The following is a 16,509-nucleotide window of genomic DNA, read 5'->3' on the forward strand; positions in this document are numbered from 1 at the left end:
TAGAAACTAATTTAAATAAATTAACATTTAGATTAACTTTAGATTTAGTCTTGAGATAAATGATTGAAATCATCTTCTGTTAAAATAGTTCTTTTTCCTTATATAATTTATATCCAAGTATTATTATTGCAGCTACAATTATACATCTAAATATCTGAACATATATCGTATTATTAATTTCTACTCCATTAATAGAAATCATATAGTTTCTATTAAATATTCCATAGACGCAGACTAATAAAAATAATAAATATTTTTTATGCTTTGATCTATAATACTGCCTTGTAAAATATAAACCAAATCCTAAAATCATCAAAAACATCACAATATCCCCTATTGAAAATTGCATAAATTTCACTCCCTTTCAAATATACCTTCCCCCTAATTAAAGTTTATCACTACATGCAAACATTTTCATCCATACTTTAAGTTAATACTTAGTTTTCACTTTAAAGATTAAGTATTTGAGATAAAAAAATGCCCTTAAAATACAATTCTATGTATTCTAAGGTCATTTTTTACTATACGACTTTAAAGAAGTTTTTAAACTATAGTTGAAATACGTTTTAATAACTAATTAATTATTATCAACCTTTCTTAACTTTAGCTTCCCCAAAAGGTACATAGTGCCTCCAAAAAAAGCTCCTCCACAAGCCCATATAACAAATGAAATTAAACCTACTTCATTTTTTTTGCCCTCAAGTGCTGGGAATATATACTCCATCATTATAAGCATCCAAAGACCCCATTGTATCCCAGCCATCATTGATTGTTTTTTTAATCTTTTTAACTGTAATATGTATGTAGCATTATCATAAAATTCTGTTGTATCAACACCACTTTTTCTTATTTTTATAAAAATATAATATGCATTAAATTGTTGAATAAAAAATAATGCAAATGTACCAAATGTAAACTGATGATTAATAGAATCAAAAATAAGACTCCCCATCATTAAAATCGAAATTAAATAAAATGAATACATATTTACTTTTGCAAGAGTATTGTATATTATACTTTTTTGATACTCATCTCTTTCATCTAAGTAACCTATGTAGCGTTTAAAAAGTTTTTCTTCTAGTGTTTTCATGATTTTTAATCCCCCTATGTTAATTCAAAATAATGTATTTAAATCAGTTAATATCGCATTATCAGTCTTGATAAATAACGTTATATACACATTATGTTTTTTATTTTTAATTAAATTTGTAATTTGGTTTAGGTATCAACTTTTTTTGGTGGCTCCGAATGTATTATAAATGTCATCTTTATTATATATATTTAAAGAAGTTTTACAATTAAACTTACTATTTTACTCCAAATAAAATCTATTTTAGTCCAATTTTAAAATTATTTTAAGTTTATATATTAAAATAACTTTAGATTTATTAAAAATATAAAGGAGTAAAATTTTATGACGTCAAGAGAAAAACCTCAAAAATTAATATCATATATATGTAAAATACTTACAGTCCTTTTAGGAATAAGATTACTTATATTTCCTATATTTGAAATTCCAGATACTATTATGTTTAATTTAAGTATATTTATATTAGTTCTATTACTGGGAATTTTATATCAATATGATCTTTATTACATCTATAAAAATATTGAACAAAACATAAAGGGTAAATTATTAATAGTTTTAATATCTGTAATTATATGGATTTTTATTTTTATAACATTTTATATGGAACTTTATAGATTCTTATAAGTACAGCATATTTAGATATATTATACCTATTAATGTAAAAACTACAGTTTATAACTATCCCTTAGAAAATAGCTCATAAAAGATTTAAATATACTAGATTAATTTAAATCTTTTATGAGTTAAAATAGTTATGAAAATTTATCTAGATTATACAAATAAATTAACATATGTATTAATTTTATACCTAATCTTGAGATAAATGATTGAAATCATCCTCAGATAAATCGTCTATGTTTATCTTCTTTTCAAGAGTATTTAAAAGATATTGTAACGCAGACTTATAATACCTTTGATTGTACCAATACTTATCCACAATATCTAGAAGTTCATCTGAAACAAAGAAATCTACTCTATGGTTTACATTTGGTTTAAACTCTATTAATGTAGAAGCTAATTCTAGTAAAGATTCTTTTTCTTCTTGATTAATCTCATCATAAGTATATATACTTACAACAATTAGATTACCATCATCTTCCCATTCAAATGTTCCATCTTCATACACTGGTTTTAAGTATTCAAAATCCTCTAATATTCCTGGACGTCTATAATCTTCTAAAACTAAAAAACCAATTTCACAAATCTTATGTTCTAAGCATTTTTTTATTTTAAATATCATATGATTTGATAAATTTAATTCTAACTGTAATAAAAAATAATGTTTTATCAACTCTATCTTACCTCCGTATATTTTATATTAAAATATCGTAAAATTTCTTATCTATGAATTTAAATAAAATATTATTATACTGAGTTTAATTTGTAAATAAGATGTACATGATAGGTCTTTTTTTATACCTGAATGGTAGGTTTTATAGCTAAATACAACTATAAACCTAAAATCCAAAAACAATCTGATTTATTTAAGTCAGAGTTTAACCAATATTCTATGTTTGAGAAAAATCTTCCGATATCATTATCTTTAATATTTAAACTATTAAATTTAGACCTTACACTATTCCATTGTTCAATATGGATTTTATTAGGTCCATAATAATTGAAGTTTTCTATAACTGCATCTATAAATTCAGATAAAATTGTAAATTCTTCATCTGAAATATAGATAGATTCACTACTCCAATGCCCATCATAAGAATCTTCATTATAATTATTTAAATATGAAAATTCATATACATCATGTCCTTTTAATTCTGCTAATTTCATTAATTTCATAAAATAATCTCCTTAAAGTTGATTTTTATATTTTTAAATGGTATGCGTACATATGTAACCATATATTCATTTTTCGCTCTCTTTTACTTAAGTGTTCTATTCAATACAAATCGGAGTATAGGCGGATTTAGTTTTGCATAAATCCATCTATACTCCGATTTATAATATAAAAAGTTATTCGTGCTTTTCTCATTGATTTATTAAAAGAATCTTTTATAATCACTATAACAATCTAATCAAACTTTTTCCCGTCTTGAAGTCTTATAAATTGTTAAGATAATTTTTGTATTCTTCCCTAGATAAATTATTAACGCCCCCAAGAATAAATTTTCCACTTTGAGGTTTGATCCTTTGCTAATATATAGTCTATTTCATCCTCTCCATTACCTATAGATGACTTTGATTCATCGTTAAATTTAATATCATATTTAACCTTATATATTTCAATATCTTCTTCATCTATATTATTACTATCTATAAATGATTTATATAAATTTGCATCGTTTACTTTATCTATATTTATGCTATTTACTGATTCTATATTATCTATACTGTCTTCTTGTATAGATTCTGGATATTTATAACATTTTTTATATGCTTCATAATCATGTTTATTTTTAAATTCAAAAGATTTTTGTATAACTTTAATAGGGTTATACTGCCATTCTATTTTATTTTTATAATATACAATTCCTGATATAACTAAAATTATAATCAAGAAAAATACAGCTCTTCGTTTTTTTATTTTTCATGTTAAACATAATGTACTCTTCTCTATATCTATATTTCTAGATAATAATATTCAAATTATTTAAATAAATTTTGAACAAATGATGTGATAGTAGCCATTTCTCACTATATAGGCTTGATTATTCTCCAATTTTATCAATCCAATTTTGTACTGAACTTTTATCGTAATATATATTTCCATTTATATTTATGTATTTTATATTGGGATATTCCTTTATTAAATAATCAACTTCATGTTTAGAAACGCCAAGTTTCTTAGCTATATATTTTTTCTTAACTAATTTGGTATTAAATATATCTTCATTTTCTTGAAATAGAATATCTCCAAATTTATCTGAAGAGTAATTAGAGTTATTACTTTTAAAAAATATTAAACCCTTGCTTATTCCATTACCTATGTAATATCCTGATATAGCTATTGATGCCCCTATAATAAGAGCTGATAAATTATCCATATATATTCTCCTTTAACATCTTTCTACACAACCTTAATAGCTGTGCCGTTATACTTACTATATTTAATTTAACTCCCTGTAAATAGTTCGACTATACGATTTTTGTACTGCCATATAGCTTTTATAAAAACTATGCTTCTACTTACAATAATTACTTTTTATTTAACATCTAAATTGCTAGATAAGAAAGCCCAGATTTATTTATTATCTTTAAATGCATCATTTATATCACTAAACCCAATATCAATTAGCATTTTGCTAAAATCTGTTTTATCTATTAATCTTACATTAGACTCTTTTGCCTTTATTATTGCTATATCTGAAAAACCGTCAGCAGATGTTATTACCCAAGGTATGTATGTATATTCATCATATACATTTTCTTTTTGATTTTTATATTCAGTAATTTGATCTATTGCCCATTCAGACGTACATCCTTGATGGTGTTTAACTTGTACATATATAATCACTTTTATAGCTTCAAATGTTGCTATAACATCTGCATCTGCTCCATTTTCTTTTCCTGATTCATTTTTAGATGGTATGTATACATCACTAGCCCCAATTTTGTAAAAATACCACTTTACTAGTTGTTCTAATTTATCTGGATCTAACTTTTCAACAATGCTCTTTTCTACATTACTTAATATACTTTCTAATAAACTTGAATGAAAAGTAGATAATTTATTATTTTTCCATTCATCTACTATTTTTTCTATACTAGTTTTTAAATCTGTTATATTTGCATTTGTATTTCTTATCTTCATTCTAGATATCAGTGCTCTTTCAAATACTTCTTTTCTAGGAATATTTTTTGCTATAGGCCTTACCTTCCATACAAAACCAATATCTCTAAGATTATTATTTTCGTATAACTTACCGTCTTCTTTAATTTCAAATCCACTTTCTTTTAATTTACTTGGAAGTACATCTTTATTTATCATTTTTACTTCCTCTTCTAATTCATATATAGAAAACTCACCCCAAGATGGAACTAAAACCCAATCTCCTCTTTTAAATTCATTAATAAATCTCCATAGGTTATGCCTAGTCTTTTTTATATTGCTCCACTTTTCTACAAATTGATTATTAAAAAATTTCCAATCACCATCTATAGTCTTTTCTAAAAATTCCTTGTTACAAAAATCAGAAAATCCTATTGATATATAATTATCATCTATCAGTGGATATGAAATATCCATACAATGAGATATTCTATGTAACCATATATTCATTTTTCTCTCTCCCTTTGACTTTAAGTACTCTATTCATTTTTATTTTAATATATTTTGCATTATTTTTCCAATTTATGTTGTTTAATCTCATAATTAATTGAATAGGGTTAGTTATCAAAGTAAATGTATAAATTTATTTTACAGACCATGTATTTTAAACTAAAGCTTTAATTTTTTTATCTTTAAGTAAAAATATCTTATCTGATATTCTCTTTGCAAGTGCTATATCATGAGTTACAAATATCATAGACAAACCTACCCTTTGTTGGATATCCTTTAAATATTTAATAATATTAGCTTTGCTAGATGCATCCATCATAGATGTAATCTCATCAGCGATTAATAACTTTGGTTTCATAACAAGCGCTCTAGCAATAGACACTCGTTGAATTTGTCCACCAGATAAGCTACTTACCTTAGTATTTAAAAACTCTTCGTTATTATTAAGAGAAACAACATCTAAATATTGCTTCACATCATTTAATATATCATTCTTATTTATATTATTTATAACTAAAGGCTCTGATATAGCTTCATATACAGTAAAGCTATCATTTATACAGTCATATGGATTTTGCATTATAATTTGAACTCCTCCAAATTCTTTCATCATATCCCTTGGAGTTTTGTTTGTATCTTCTAACAAAACTTCTCCATTATAGTTTTCATCAAGCCCAGAGATTATATTTGCAAGTGTGCTTTTACCTTCACCTGATTTTCCCACTATAGATATAATGTCAGAAAAGTATATATCAAGATTACAATTATCTAATACTTCTTTTTTCCTAAATGATTTTGATATTGATTTTGCTTGAAGTAATTTTTTTATGCCACCCCTATTACAATATACATTCCTATCTTCATACTTATTAAGTATTGGATTTTTTTCTTTGCAATAGCTTAGTCTTTGAGTACATCTGTTATAAAAACTACATCCTTCATTTGAAAATTCATAAATACCGGGTATTATACTTAACTCTTTATATGGGTTTAAATCTACACAACTATTTATAAGCCCTTTTGTGTACATATGCTTTGGATTATCTATAATATTTTTAGCATCTCCAATTTCAACGATTCTCCCTCCATACATTACCACTATTTTATCTGCATAATCTTTTACGAGCTTTAAATCGTGTGTAACTAATATTATAGTTTTGCCACTTAATTTTAAGTCTTTTATAAGCTTTAATATGTAATCTCTTGATTCACTATCTAATGATGAAGTTGGTTCATCAAATATTATAGTATTTGCTTCTAGGGAAATTGCCATGGCTATACAAAACTTTTGTGCCATCCCTCCTGATAATTCATTTGGATATAACTCTAAACAATCACTATCAAGTCCTACTTTTTCTAATAATTCAATAGATTTTGACTTTATCTCTTTTTTTGCATACTTTCTTATTAAAACATCTTCTAATTGTTTTTTTAATTTTGTTCTCGGATTTAATGATCCTTTTGAATTCTGAAATACATAGGCTATATCACTCCAACGTAATTTGTTAAGCTCTTTATTATCCATTTTTGCTAAATCATTTTTGTTGTAATATATGTTTCCATTAATACTTGCATCTTCTAATATATTTGTTATCGATTTTATTAATGTTGTTTTTCCACAACCTGACTCTCCCACTATACAAGTTATTTCACCTTTATAAAAATCTAAATCTATGTTTTTTAATACCGGACGAAGTTGTTGGCTACATGAGCTAAGCGAATTTTTTATTCCGTTTGAATTTTTATACTCAACTTGCAAATTTTTTATTTCTATTATCTTCATTTTTCTCACCCTTTAAAAATTTCCACTCTAAAGATTTATTTACCATAGCTAGTGCTAATATAGTAAATGATAACAATATTACTGGTGGCAATAGCCACCATTTCCAAAATTCTGTAAAATATATTCCTTTAAAACTAATACATCTATTAATCATAAGTCCCCAAGTCTTTGATGTTGGATCTGCTAATCCTAAAAAGGCTAGAGATGATTCTTGTATTATTGCTTTTCCTATTACCTTTATAGTACTTATACTAGCTAGAGGGTAAATTTTCTTTAATATATGATTTTTAATTATATATAAATCACTGCCTCCGTAAGCTTTCGATAGCATTATATATGGCTTATTTTTTATATTTTTTACATTCCCCTTAATAACCCTCGCTATTGGAGCAAATGAAAATAAGCTTATTACTATTACTAAATTAAATACACTAGGCTTAAAAAATGCACCTATAAGTATTAATATTGGCAATTGTGGTATAGACATAAATGTACTTATAAAAAAGTCAACTACATCTTCTACTCGCCCTTCAAAATATCCACCTATACACCCTGTAAATACACCTAAAACCCCTGCTATACATGCTGTAAATATACCTATAGACATACTATAAAAATATCCACTAGATAATTGAGAAAAAACATCTATGCCTAAATCATCAGTTCCAAGTAAAAAATCTTTACTTGGTGGTACTAGTGGAAATTCTGTATGAATATTTGGAGAGTGTTTATAAAAAAATATTCCGTATAAGAATACAATTGTTATTAAAACTAAGAAGGTTATAGGTATATAAAAATTTAATTTTTTCAACTTAACATCCTTCCTTATCTATATTTTTTTGATTTATAAAATCTGCTACCATGTTTGAAATTAAAACAAATGTAGTGCTTACTAAAAATATTCCTTGAATAAGAATATAGTCTCTTTGAAGTACTGCATCTTTTAATAGCTTACCTATTCCAGGATATGCAAAAATATTTTCTACAAGTAATGCCCCTGATAGTGTAAACCCTATAGATATAAAAAATTTGTTAAGTATTGGTGGAAAGCTGTTTTTTAATATATAGTATAATAATATTCTTAACTCTTTTAATCCTTTTGCCTTTGCTGTTAATATATAATCCTTGTTTATTATTTCAATAAAGCTAGCTCTTGCTGTTAAGTAAAAATCCCCTACATTTATAATTACCAAACACATTATAGGTAATATACTGTATCTTAATATATCAAGTAGATATGAAATTATATTTACGTGTTCTTTAAATGGTGTAAATCCACCAGCAAGTGGAAAGAAATCTATATTTACTGCTAATGTAAATAATAGTAATACTCCTATTAAAAATGATGGTACTTCTGAAATTAAATTTAGTAATGTGTATAAAACGTTATCAATTGTCTTGTATTTAAGCCCTATAAAAGCTAACAATATTCCAAGCGTCAAACTTATAATAGATGAAGAAAAAACCATGTACAATGTCCATGGTAATTTCTCCTGTATTAATGTTTTTACACTTTGTCTATAAAAAATACTTTGACCAAAGTCACCTTTTATATTGGCTTTTATAGTATCTAAAAACTGTATATGAACTTTTTTATCAAGTCCATAATATTCTTGCAAATATTTGTAATTAGACCCTCCTGACATTTCTATCGAGTTTGAATCCATATCTGAACTTGCAAAATCTAAAGGGTCTCCTGGCATAAGCCTAAAAATAAAAAAATTAAATGCATATATTAAAGTGAATATTCCTAAATACATTAATACTTTCTTTTTCATAATAACCCCTATTTTCTATTTATAAATGATAATCTATTTTGACTTACTGCTGGATAGTCATATTTCATCATCCAGTGGTTATATCCATCAGTTCTATATGCTGTTAATGTACTTTCACATATTAAAGGAAGTATGGGAACTTCTTTGCTTATTTCAACTTGTAATTCTTTTATCATTTCCGTTCTCTTATTAGAATCCATTTCTTTTAATTGATCATTACATAACTTATCTATCTTTTCATTTTTAAATCCTATTACACCCATTCCCCATGGATTTGCATTTGGAGATGGTTCGAATTCTGAACTATATAATCCCCTTAATATATCTGGGTCATTAGTCCATCCACCGTTTCCTAGTAATGATAATTCATAATTTCCTTCTCTTATGTTTTGATCTCTTACTTTACTATCTACACTTTTTATAGTTAAGTTTATGCCTACTTTTTCAAGGTCTGCTTTTACAAGTTCTGCAAGCTTAACTTCACTTTGAGAGTTTGAACATAATAATTCTGCTTCAAATCCTTCTTTTATTAATTCCTTAGCCTTTTGTTCATTGTAATCATATTTTTCAACTTTATCATTGTAGTACTTAGCATCTGATGGTATAAACCCTGCACTTGCTACTGTTCCATTTCCTCTAGCTATTTTTTGTAAGTAATCTTCTCTATTTAGTGCATACATCATCCCTTGACGAGTTTCAACACTTTGTAACTGACTTACTTTTTCCATATTTAACATCATTCTAGTACCTGAGAAACTTGGAGATTTTATAACAGTATACTCATCACTATTTTCATACTTACCAACTATATCAGCTGATGGACTCATAACATCTATTTCCTTATTTTCAAAAGCTAATACTTCATCACTAACTGGAACAAACTGAATTTTTTTAGCTCCTTGTTCTCCCATTTTGTAATCTTCATAAGCCACAAACTCATAAGTTCCGCTAGCACTGTCATGAGAGCTGTATTTATATGGTCCAGATCCTATTAAAGCATCTTCTTTATTATATGTAAGTGGATCTTTCACATTTTCCCATATATGCTTTGGTAATATACTAAATGAACCAAGTTTTACTAATGTAGTTGCTAAATTTTCTTTAACATTTATCTCTATAGTATTATCATCCACCACATTATAGTTATCCACTATAAATTCACCATCTACTCTTAAAGTATCGTTTGCTGGTGGATGCTCCTTATAATAATCTAATGTAAAAGCCACATCATTTGCAGTTAATGGCTTTTTATCATGGAATGTTATTCCTTCATTTAATTTGAAAGTATATTTATTACCATCTATTTTCCATTCTTTTGCTGTCCATGGTATTACTTTTTCTTCATCTTTTTCAAGTAAAGTATCGAATATATATCCTACCTTTGCAGCACCTGGACCTCTTGAAACATGTAAAAATGGATTTGGAACCCCCCAATCAGTTCCTCCTGCTAATTTTACAGTTTCAAACATTTTTGATATAGCCTTTTCACTTTCTGGCTTAACAGATTTATCACTTTCTTTTGTATTGCTACACCCTACTAAACTAGTTAAAACCATAGTTGTCATAAGTGCTAAACTAACTAACTTTTTAAATCTCATATGTATCCCCCTATTTTATTGTCTATAAATTTATTAAAAGAATCTTTTGTAATCACTATAACAATCTAAACAAACTTTTTTACCCTCTTGAAGTCTTGTAAATTGTTCAGATGATTTTTCTCCACATATTTCACAAACTTCTGATAAGAATATTCTGGCTTTTTCTGGAAGCTCTATATTTGACTCTGAAAAATCAAATAATTCCATTGGATTAGAATTTATTAAGTAATTTTTGTATTCTTCCCTAGATAAAGCATTGTTCTTTGGTTTTAAACACATTCTAACTGACTTATTGTTCTTTCTGTTATAAAAATGATATACACTCTTCCCTCTAAGTCTTATTAATAAGTTACCTTTTCCTACAGTGCATCCAAGCATCACTTGTATTGCGTCTAATCCACATGCATCATTTTCTGATACGCAAACGATTTCTTCATCCTGTGAAAAATCTAGCTCTAAGTATTCTTTAGCAGCTTTTGATACAGCATATCCTATTGCTAAGCCTGGACATTCATGTCCGTGAAATTTAATTACTTCCTCCCAAGTTTTCATACCTTATACCCCCAACAAAAAAACCATGAGGTACACCTATAGCAATAGATAGAGCTATCGCTAGTGTAAACCTTCATGGTTTAAATTTTTATTTAATATTTTATTTTCTATATTATAGTACATTATTTTCTATATTATGTCAATTTATTTATTGTATCTACAATTTAATTAATATATAAGCACATAAATCTTAAGTACTCTATCTACTTTATTAAATTCCATATATATCCACCTATTTTTATTATAATAATATGATACAAAAAAGGTTAGACGTATTTTGTCTAACCTTTTTACAATTTTTTATTATTCTGAAGTTATTGACTCTAATCTTATTTAATTAAATATTAAATTCTTCAAACTCATCAATATCCATCTCATCATAAACTATATCTTCTTCCCATTCTATATCATCTAAATCCTCATCATCTATTTCTTCAATATCTTCTATTACTTGTATTCCTATATCTCCTAATGTTTCATTTAATTTTTCAAGTACATCAGCTTTATTATTTATATATATTCTTTCATCTGGATCTAACTCTAAAGCTTTTTCATAGTATTCTAATGCTTTTTCATACTCACCTAATTTAAAATAATTAAGACCTATATTATTCAACGAAGAAGAACATTCACTATCTATCTGTGCTGCTCTTAAATAATATTTATTAGATAACTCATACCTTCTATTTCTTGAATAGATCCATCCTAATGCAAAATTTGCATCATATCTATTATCATTAATTTCAAGTGCATTGTGATACTGATTTATAGCTATATTATACTTTCTTAATTCATAATAGCAATCACCTAGATATACATATATATGCTCATACTCACCATAAATATCAATAATTTTTTCATACAACTCTATAGCTTTATGTGGCTTGCCTTGTCTACGATAGCAGTGTGCTTTAGTACACATTGCATATTCATTATCTTCATCAAGTTTTAGCACTTGATTTGCTATTTTTATTGCACTTGTATAACTTTCCTTTTCTAGCTGTATCTTAGCTTTCATATTTAAGGCAGCTAAAGACTTTGGATTATAATCTAGCATAGTTTTAATAATATTTGAAACTTTATCAAAATCTCCATTATTGCAACACTCTAGCAATGCTTCATTTTGATAATCCTCATCTAACTGTTCAAATTCCACTCCAACGGTATTTCCTTTTATAGCATTTTCCCATCTAGTTAATAGTTGTAAATTTTCAACTATTGTAAGACCGCCTTTAGATATCGGTACTATATGATCTATTTGGAAATATCTAGTTTTTTTACTTCTATACTTTCCACTTGCACTTACATAATACCCTTCCTCATCTCTATAGTTATCATATACTTCATCATTTATTTCTCTCCATCTCTTAGGATTTAATTTCTTTATTTGATATAAACTTAATTTTGTATAATCTATATGATCTGGGGTAAATTTTGGTTTTTTATGACTTTCTTTTATAAATCTATTTCTCATTTCTCGATCTATTTCACTGTTAAATAATAAAAATTCATCATTAAAATATATACTCCAACCTAAAGATTTGTCTTCCCATTTATTTTTTATGTACTCAGCTTCTTCAAATCTATTTAACCTTTTATCTAAAATATCATCTACTAAATTAGCTATATTAAATTCTTCTCTTCCTTCAAACTCTATAAGCTCAAGTTTTTCACCAGCTAACTCATAATACATTATAATATCTTTTATATCCTCTTCATTAAATCCTAAATCTAAATCGTACCCTTCAAATATCTCATCCAATATGTGATTATAAATAGAGTCTATTTTAGGTTCATCTATACCTTCTTCATTTACATTGAACTTTCTAAAAATATACTCTAAATCCTCTATTAACTGCTCATACGGATTTTTTAAATTATCAAAAACCAATACTTCACAATTTTTATCTATATCATTTTCTTCATCGAAAATATTAAAACAATACGAACCGATTGGAACTAACTCCATATAGTCTTTTCCTACCCATTTCTTTTCAATAGATGAATCCATAAGTTTTGCAAATTCTTCTATCATTTTTATAGGTACTAAAGTATTACCTAAAGATCTTTTTCTATCTATCTCTTTTTCATCAAATTCACCATAGTTTAATAATCTCTTTGGACTAACCCAGTTTATTCTATATTTCCAATCATCTATAAAACTTACTATATATGCATTCTCTGTTCCACCAGCACTTTTCCCTCTAAGTCCTCTACCTATCATCTGATTCATAAGTATAGATGAAGTTGTTTGTCTTGTTAAAAATACGGTCTCTACATTAGGTATATCCGTGCCTTCTGTCAGTATATTTACATTTATTAATATATCTAGTTTATCATTTCTAAAGTCTAAAATCTTTTTTTCATTCTCCTGAGCACTTATGGTAACACCAGTGTAACCATCTTTTATACTTGATACAACATAATCACTTTTTATCCCCTTCTTTATAAATAGTGCATTAAGTGCAATTGCATGATCTATATTTACAGCGAATACTAAACATTTTCCATATTTACTTTTATTATTTATGTAGTGATCTACTATAAAATTATTTCTTTCTTTATTAAGAGCTATTTGCTTAGCTATTGAATCTGGTAAATTTTGAAATCTTCTAAGCGCATTCAGCTCATAACTATTAAGTTCTCTATCCATTTTATAATCTGTTTTCAAATCTATAAACTCTGGTTTTGATAATATACCATTATTTACAAGAGTTTTTAAATCTACGCTGTAGCAAATACCATCTGTAAATATTTTTCCTAATAGCCCTTTTTCCTTTTCACTTGTCCTTGTTGGAGTTGCAGTAAGTCCTATTACTTTCAGATTGTTTTTGCATGATTTTTCTACCATATTTATTATATTTCTATACGTCTTAGCAGTAGCATGATGTGCTTCATCAATTACTAGACACACATTATCTTTATTATTATCTAGCCACTTTTGTAAATATTCTTTATTGTAGTTTAGGCTATCTTTACTTGCTATTATGAAGTCATCTTCTTTTGTTATATTTACTGGATTATCATGTTCTGATGATCCAGATATTATCCTATATGTAAACTTATCTATATTTGGTAATACATCTTTGTAAGCTGTATTAGCTGCAGTATTTAATGTCTGATTTAGAAGTTCATGCCTATGTGCTAGCCATAATACCTTCTTATTATTATTTATCATTTCTTTTAGTACCCAATAAACTGTGGTAAAAGTTTTCCCTCCACCTGTTGGTATAACTAATAAAGATTTAAAAATATCTTTCTCACTTTGATTTGTTAATTCTTTTATAGCTTCTTTTTGATGTATGTATAAGCTTCTAGATATACTAGAATCTGACACTTCTATTTTACCTGAAAAACTATATTTATTTACTTCGCCACTCATTTTACTCCACCTTTCATATTCCAATCCTAACAATTAAATTTTACCATTTTCCCCTATTAGTTGTATATATAGTAAAATTATTACTTTATATTATTTATTTTCTTACAATCTTGATACCTTCTACATAACCTTAAACAACTCTTTATAGTACTTTCAGATAAATTAGTCTTTTCAAACTTTACTTTTACATACTCTTCTCCCTTTGTATAATCAATATTTCTATTTTTCATTATATTTATCCTAGACATATCATCCTTAATAGATTTTTCACTTAATGTTCCTAATGATCTTAAATATTCTTCAAATTCATTCATATTATCTCTCCCCCATATCTTTTTATTTTAACATGTTCTACATCTTTATAGCTCCTGATCCCGTCAAAGCATATCCTCACCATAGCAAATAATTTGCATTTTCAACTCTAATACCTAACATACAAGCTCAGTTGCAATCTTATCCATTTTGCTACATTTGAGGCTATCACTTTAATCATAATTAAATTATATTACATATTTAATCATTTCTAAACCTATTGTATAATTATATATAAATAACAACGAGGTGAATCTTATGAAAAAAAAATTAAAAGTAGTTGCTGGTATTATAGAAAATGAATATAATGAAGTTTTGTGTGCACTAAGATCTCCTCAAATGACACTTCCAAATATGTGGGAGTTTCCTGGTGGTAAGGTTGAAAGTGGAGAATCTCTTAATGATGCTATTGAACGTGAAATAATGGAAGAACTAGATTGTAAAGTTAAAGCTTTAGATGTTTTCCATGATAATACTCATGAATACGAAAATGTTATAGTTAATCTTATCTGTATCAGATGTAAAATTGTTGAGGGGATTCCAACTTCTAATGAGCATTCTGAGCTTATATGGTTTAGACGTGAGAATCTTGAGTCTTTAAAATGGGCTCCTGCTGATATTCCTGCGGTAAATAAGTTAATATCTGAGTAATAAAAAAGTCGCTTCGCTCCTGTCGCCAACGACATAAAACCAGGTCCGTTGCTCAAGCCTAGCAGTTGGCATTATAAATTATTCACAAACCGAATAATTTATAATGCCTTAGTATATAAAAAAGATAGTTGATTTTATATAATATCAACTATCTTTTTTGTATTTTATTAATTAAATATTTTTTGATTTGTATATTTTTTCTTTCATCTAATTTCTTGGGCATTAAAGAATGTTACAAATACTTTATTCCTTTATACTCAGTGCTCTTAATAAAATTTCACTCATAAATTCATACTCTAGATTGAATGTTTCTACACTAGCTTTAAGCATCTCTTCATTACTAATTTTTGCAAAATCTAATTGAAGTCCATTATGTAATGCAATACACTCTATAAACATTCTCTGACTTCTTCCATTACCTTCACGAAAAGGATGAATTGCATTAATTTCACCAATATAATAAGCTAATCTATCAGCTAATTTCTTAATTGATAAGTTCTCTAAATAATTTTCCTTTTCAAGCCTTCTCATTATTGAAATCATTTGCTCTTCAATAAATTCACATAGGCAAAATTGATTTCCTTTTGAAATATTTACAGTTCTTGTTGTACCTGCCCATTCATATATATCACCAAAAATAAATTTATGGATACTTTTTAGATAATCAAAGTCCAATTTTCCATCTATAGGATTTTGCATAAATTGAGCTGTTCTCAAAGAAGTTATACTTCTTTCTGCTGATTTTAGCTCATTTTCATCTCTAATATTAAGCTTATTCTTCAATACATATGTCCCTGGATAACAATAGTGACTATCAGCTTCATATTCATAATAATATTTATCTTCCATTAATTTACCAATTTATGTGTATACTTTTTTACAAGCTTGTCTATGGCTTCTTGAAATGAAACTTTACCTTCCAGGCATTCTCTTATGCGCTCTTTATCTTCTTGTAATAAGGGCATATTTTCCATTGACATAGTCGCATTTGTATTCTCTATAATTCTATCTTCTTTGCTCATAATCATCTTCACCCTTTCTATATACAATTTTAATGTTTTATTAATTATATCATATCCATAATAACTCTGCTACAAACCATATAGAAATAATTTACCCTATTTCATTA

Annotated in this window: 18 protein-coding genes; 2 read left to right on the forward strand and 16 right to left on the reverse strand. The window is 26.7% G+C overall.

What is annotated here, in order from left to right; translation table 11 throughout:
- Positions 1-79 precede the first annotated feature (79 nt).
- Together NWE74_RS02955 and NWE74_RS02960 are read right to left on the reverse strand one after the other, a co-directional pair.
- On the reverse strand, positions 80-349 hold the full coding sequence (locus NWE74_RS02955) for a hypothetical protein (protein WP_258241750.1): 270 nt from the start codon (positions 347-349) through the stop codon (positions 80-82).
- 228 nt (positions 350-577) lie between these two features.
- On the reverse strand, positions 578-1,090 hold the full coding sequence (locus tag NWE74_RS02960) for a hypothetical protein (protein ID WP_258241751.1): 513 nt from the start codon (positions 1,088-1,090) through the stop codon (positions 578-580).
- A 324-nt stretch (positions 1,091-1,414) separates the two neighbouring features.
- Here NWE74_RS02960 and NWE74_RS02965 point away from each other — a divergent pair, with 324 nt between their 5' ends.
- Positions 1,415-1,714, forward strand: a complete 300-nt coding sequence (locus NWE74_RS02965) for a hypothetical protein (protein WP_258241752.1) — start codon at positions 1,415-1,417, stop codon at positions 1,712-1,714.
- 184 nt (positions 1,715-1,898) lie between these two features.
- On the opposite strand, the gene NWE74_RS02970 is transcribed toward NWE74_RS02965, so the two are convergent.
- The 12 genes from NWE74_RS02970 to NWE74_RS03025 form a co-directional block, all read right to left on the reverse strand.
- Complete coding sequence (locus NWE74_RS02970) at positions 1,899-2,381, reverse strand: hypothetical protein (protein WP_258241753.1); 483 nt, start codon at positions 2,379-2,381, stop codon at positions 1,899-1,901.
- A 158-nt stretch (positions 2,382-2,539) separates the two neighbouring features.
- Positions 2,540-2,884, reverse strand: a complete 345-nt coding sequence (locus NWE74_RS02975; RefSeq protein ID WP_258241754.1) for a hypothetical protein — start codon at positions 2,882-2,884, stop codon at positions 2,540-2,542.
- Between the two features lie 307 nt (positions 2,885-3,191).
- Positions 3,192-3,602 carry a DUF4829 domain-containing protein gene (locus NWE74_RS02980; protein WP_258241755.1) on the reverse strand — a complete coding sequence of 137 codons (411 nt, stop codon included), beginning with the start codon at positions 3,600-3,602 and terminating at the stop codon, positions 3,192-3,194.
- A 151-nt stretch (positions 3,603-3,753) separates the two neighbouring features.
- Positions 3,754-4,089, reverse strand: a complete 336-nt coding sequence (locus tag NWE74_RS02985) for a hypothetical protein (RefSeq protein WP_258241756.1) — start codon at positions 4,087-4,089, stop codon at positions 3,754-3,756.
- A 197-nt stretch (positions 4,090-4,286) separates the two neighbouring features.
- Complete coding sequence (locus tag NWE74_RS02990; protein WP_258241757.1) at positions 4,287-5,324, reverse strand: restriction endonuclease; 1,038 nt, start codon at positions 5,322-5,324, stop codon at positions 4,287-4,289.
- A gap of 154 nt (positions 5,325-5,478) precedes the next feature.
- A complete protein-coding gene (locus tag NWE74_RS02995) occupies positions 5,479-7,107 on the reverse strand; it encodes an ABC transporter ATP-binding protein (RefSeq protein ID WP_258241758.1) in 1,629 nt (542 codons plus the stop codon).
- Positions 7,073-7,918: an ABC transporter permease gene (locus NWE74_RS03000; protein ID WP_258241759.1), complete on the reverse strand. Its 846-nt coding sequence runs from the start codon at positions 7,916-7,918 to the stop codon at positions 7,073-7,075. Before NWE74_RS03000 ends, NWE74_RS02995 begins: the two co-directional genes overlap by 35 nt.
- A 1-nt stretch (position 7,919) precedes the next feature.
- Complete coding sequence (locus NWE74_RS03005) at positions 7,920-8,885, reverse strand: ABC transporter permease (RefSeq protein ID WP_258241760.1); 966 nt, start codon at positions 8,883-8,885, stop codon at positions 7,920-7,922.
- Positions 8,886-8,893: 8 nt separating this feature from the next.
- Entirely contained in the window at positions 8,894-10,483 is a 1,590-nt protein-coding gene (locus tag NWE74_RS03010; RefSeq protein ID WP_258241761.1) for an ABC transporter substrate-binding protein, read from the reverse strand.
- Positions 10,484-10,516: 33 nt separating this feature from the next.
- Positions 10,517-11,035: an FmdE family protein gene (locus NWE74_RS03015; RefSeq protein WP_258241762.1), complete on the reverse strand. Its 519-nt coding sequence runs from the start codon at positions 11,033-11,035 to the stop codon at positions 10,517-10,519.
- Positions 11,036-11,372: 337 nt separating this feature from the next.
- Positions 11,373-14,417 carry a DEAD/DEAH box helicase family protein gene (locus NWE74_RS03020; RefSeq protein ID WP_258241763.1) on the reverse strand — a complete coding sequence of 1,015 codons (3,045 nt, stop codon included), beginning with the start codon at positions 14,415-14,417 and terminating at the stop codon, positions 11,373-11,375.
- An 80-nt stretch (positions 14,418-14,497) separates the two neighbouring features.
- On the reverse strand, positions 14,498-14,731 hold the full coding sequence (locus NWE74_RS03025; protein WP_258241764.1) for a hypothetical protein: 234 nt from the start codon (positions 14,729-14,731) through the stop codon (positions 14,498-14,500).
- Positions 14,732-14,987: 256 nt separating this feature from the next.
- Here NWE74_RS03025 and NWE74_RS03030 point away from each other — a divergent pair, with 256 nt between their 5' ends.
- Positions 14,988-15,380, forward strand: coding sequence for a (deoxy)nucleoside triphosphate pyrophosphohydrolase (locus NWE74_RS03030; protein ID WP_258241765.1), 393 nt, complete (start codon positions 14,988-14,990; stop codon positions 15,378-15,380).
- A gap of 243 nt (positions 15,381-15,623) precedes the next feature.
- Here the strand turns inward: NWE74_RS03030 and NWE74_RS03035 are convergent, their stop codons facing one another.
- Together NWE74_RS03035 and NWE74_RS03040 are read right to left on the reverse strand one after the other, a co-directional pair.
- On the reverse strand, positions 15,624-16,229 hold the full coding sequence (locus NWE74_RS03035; RefSeq protein ID WP_258241766.1) for a Fic/DOC family protein: 606 nt from the start codon (positions 16,227-16,229) through the stop codon (positions 15,624-15,626).
- Positions 16,229-16,402, reverse strand: a complete 174-nt coding sequence (locus NWE74_RS03040) for a hypothetical protein (RefSeq protein WP_258241767.1) — start codon at positions 16,400-16,402, stop codon at positions 16,229-16,231. The genes NWE74_RS03035 and NWE74_RS03040 overlap by 1 nt, the downstream gene beginning before the upstream one ends.
- Positions 16,403-16,509 lie beyond the last annotated feature (107 nt).

Origin of the sequence: Romboutsia lituseburensis, from assembly GCF_024723825.1 — a bacterium.
Classification (GTDB): domain Bacteria; phylum Bacillota; class Clostridia; order Peptostreptococcales; family Peptostreptococcaceae; genus Romboutsia_F; species Romboutsia_F lituseburensis_A.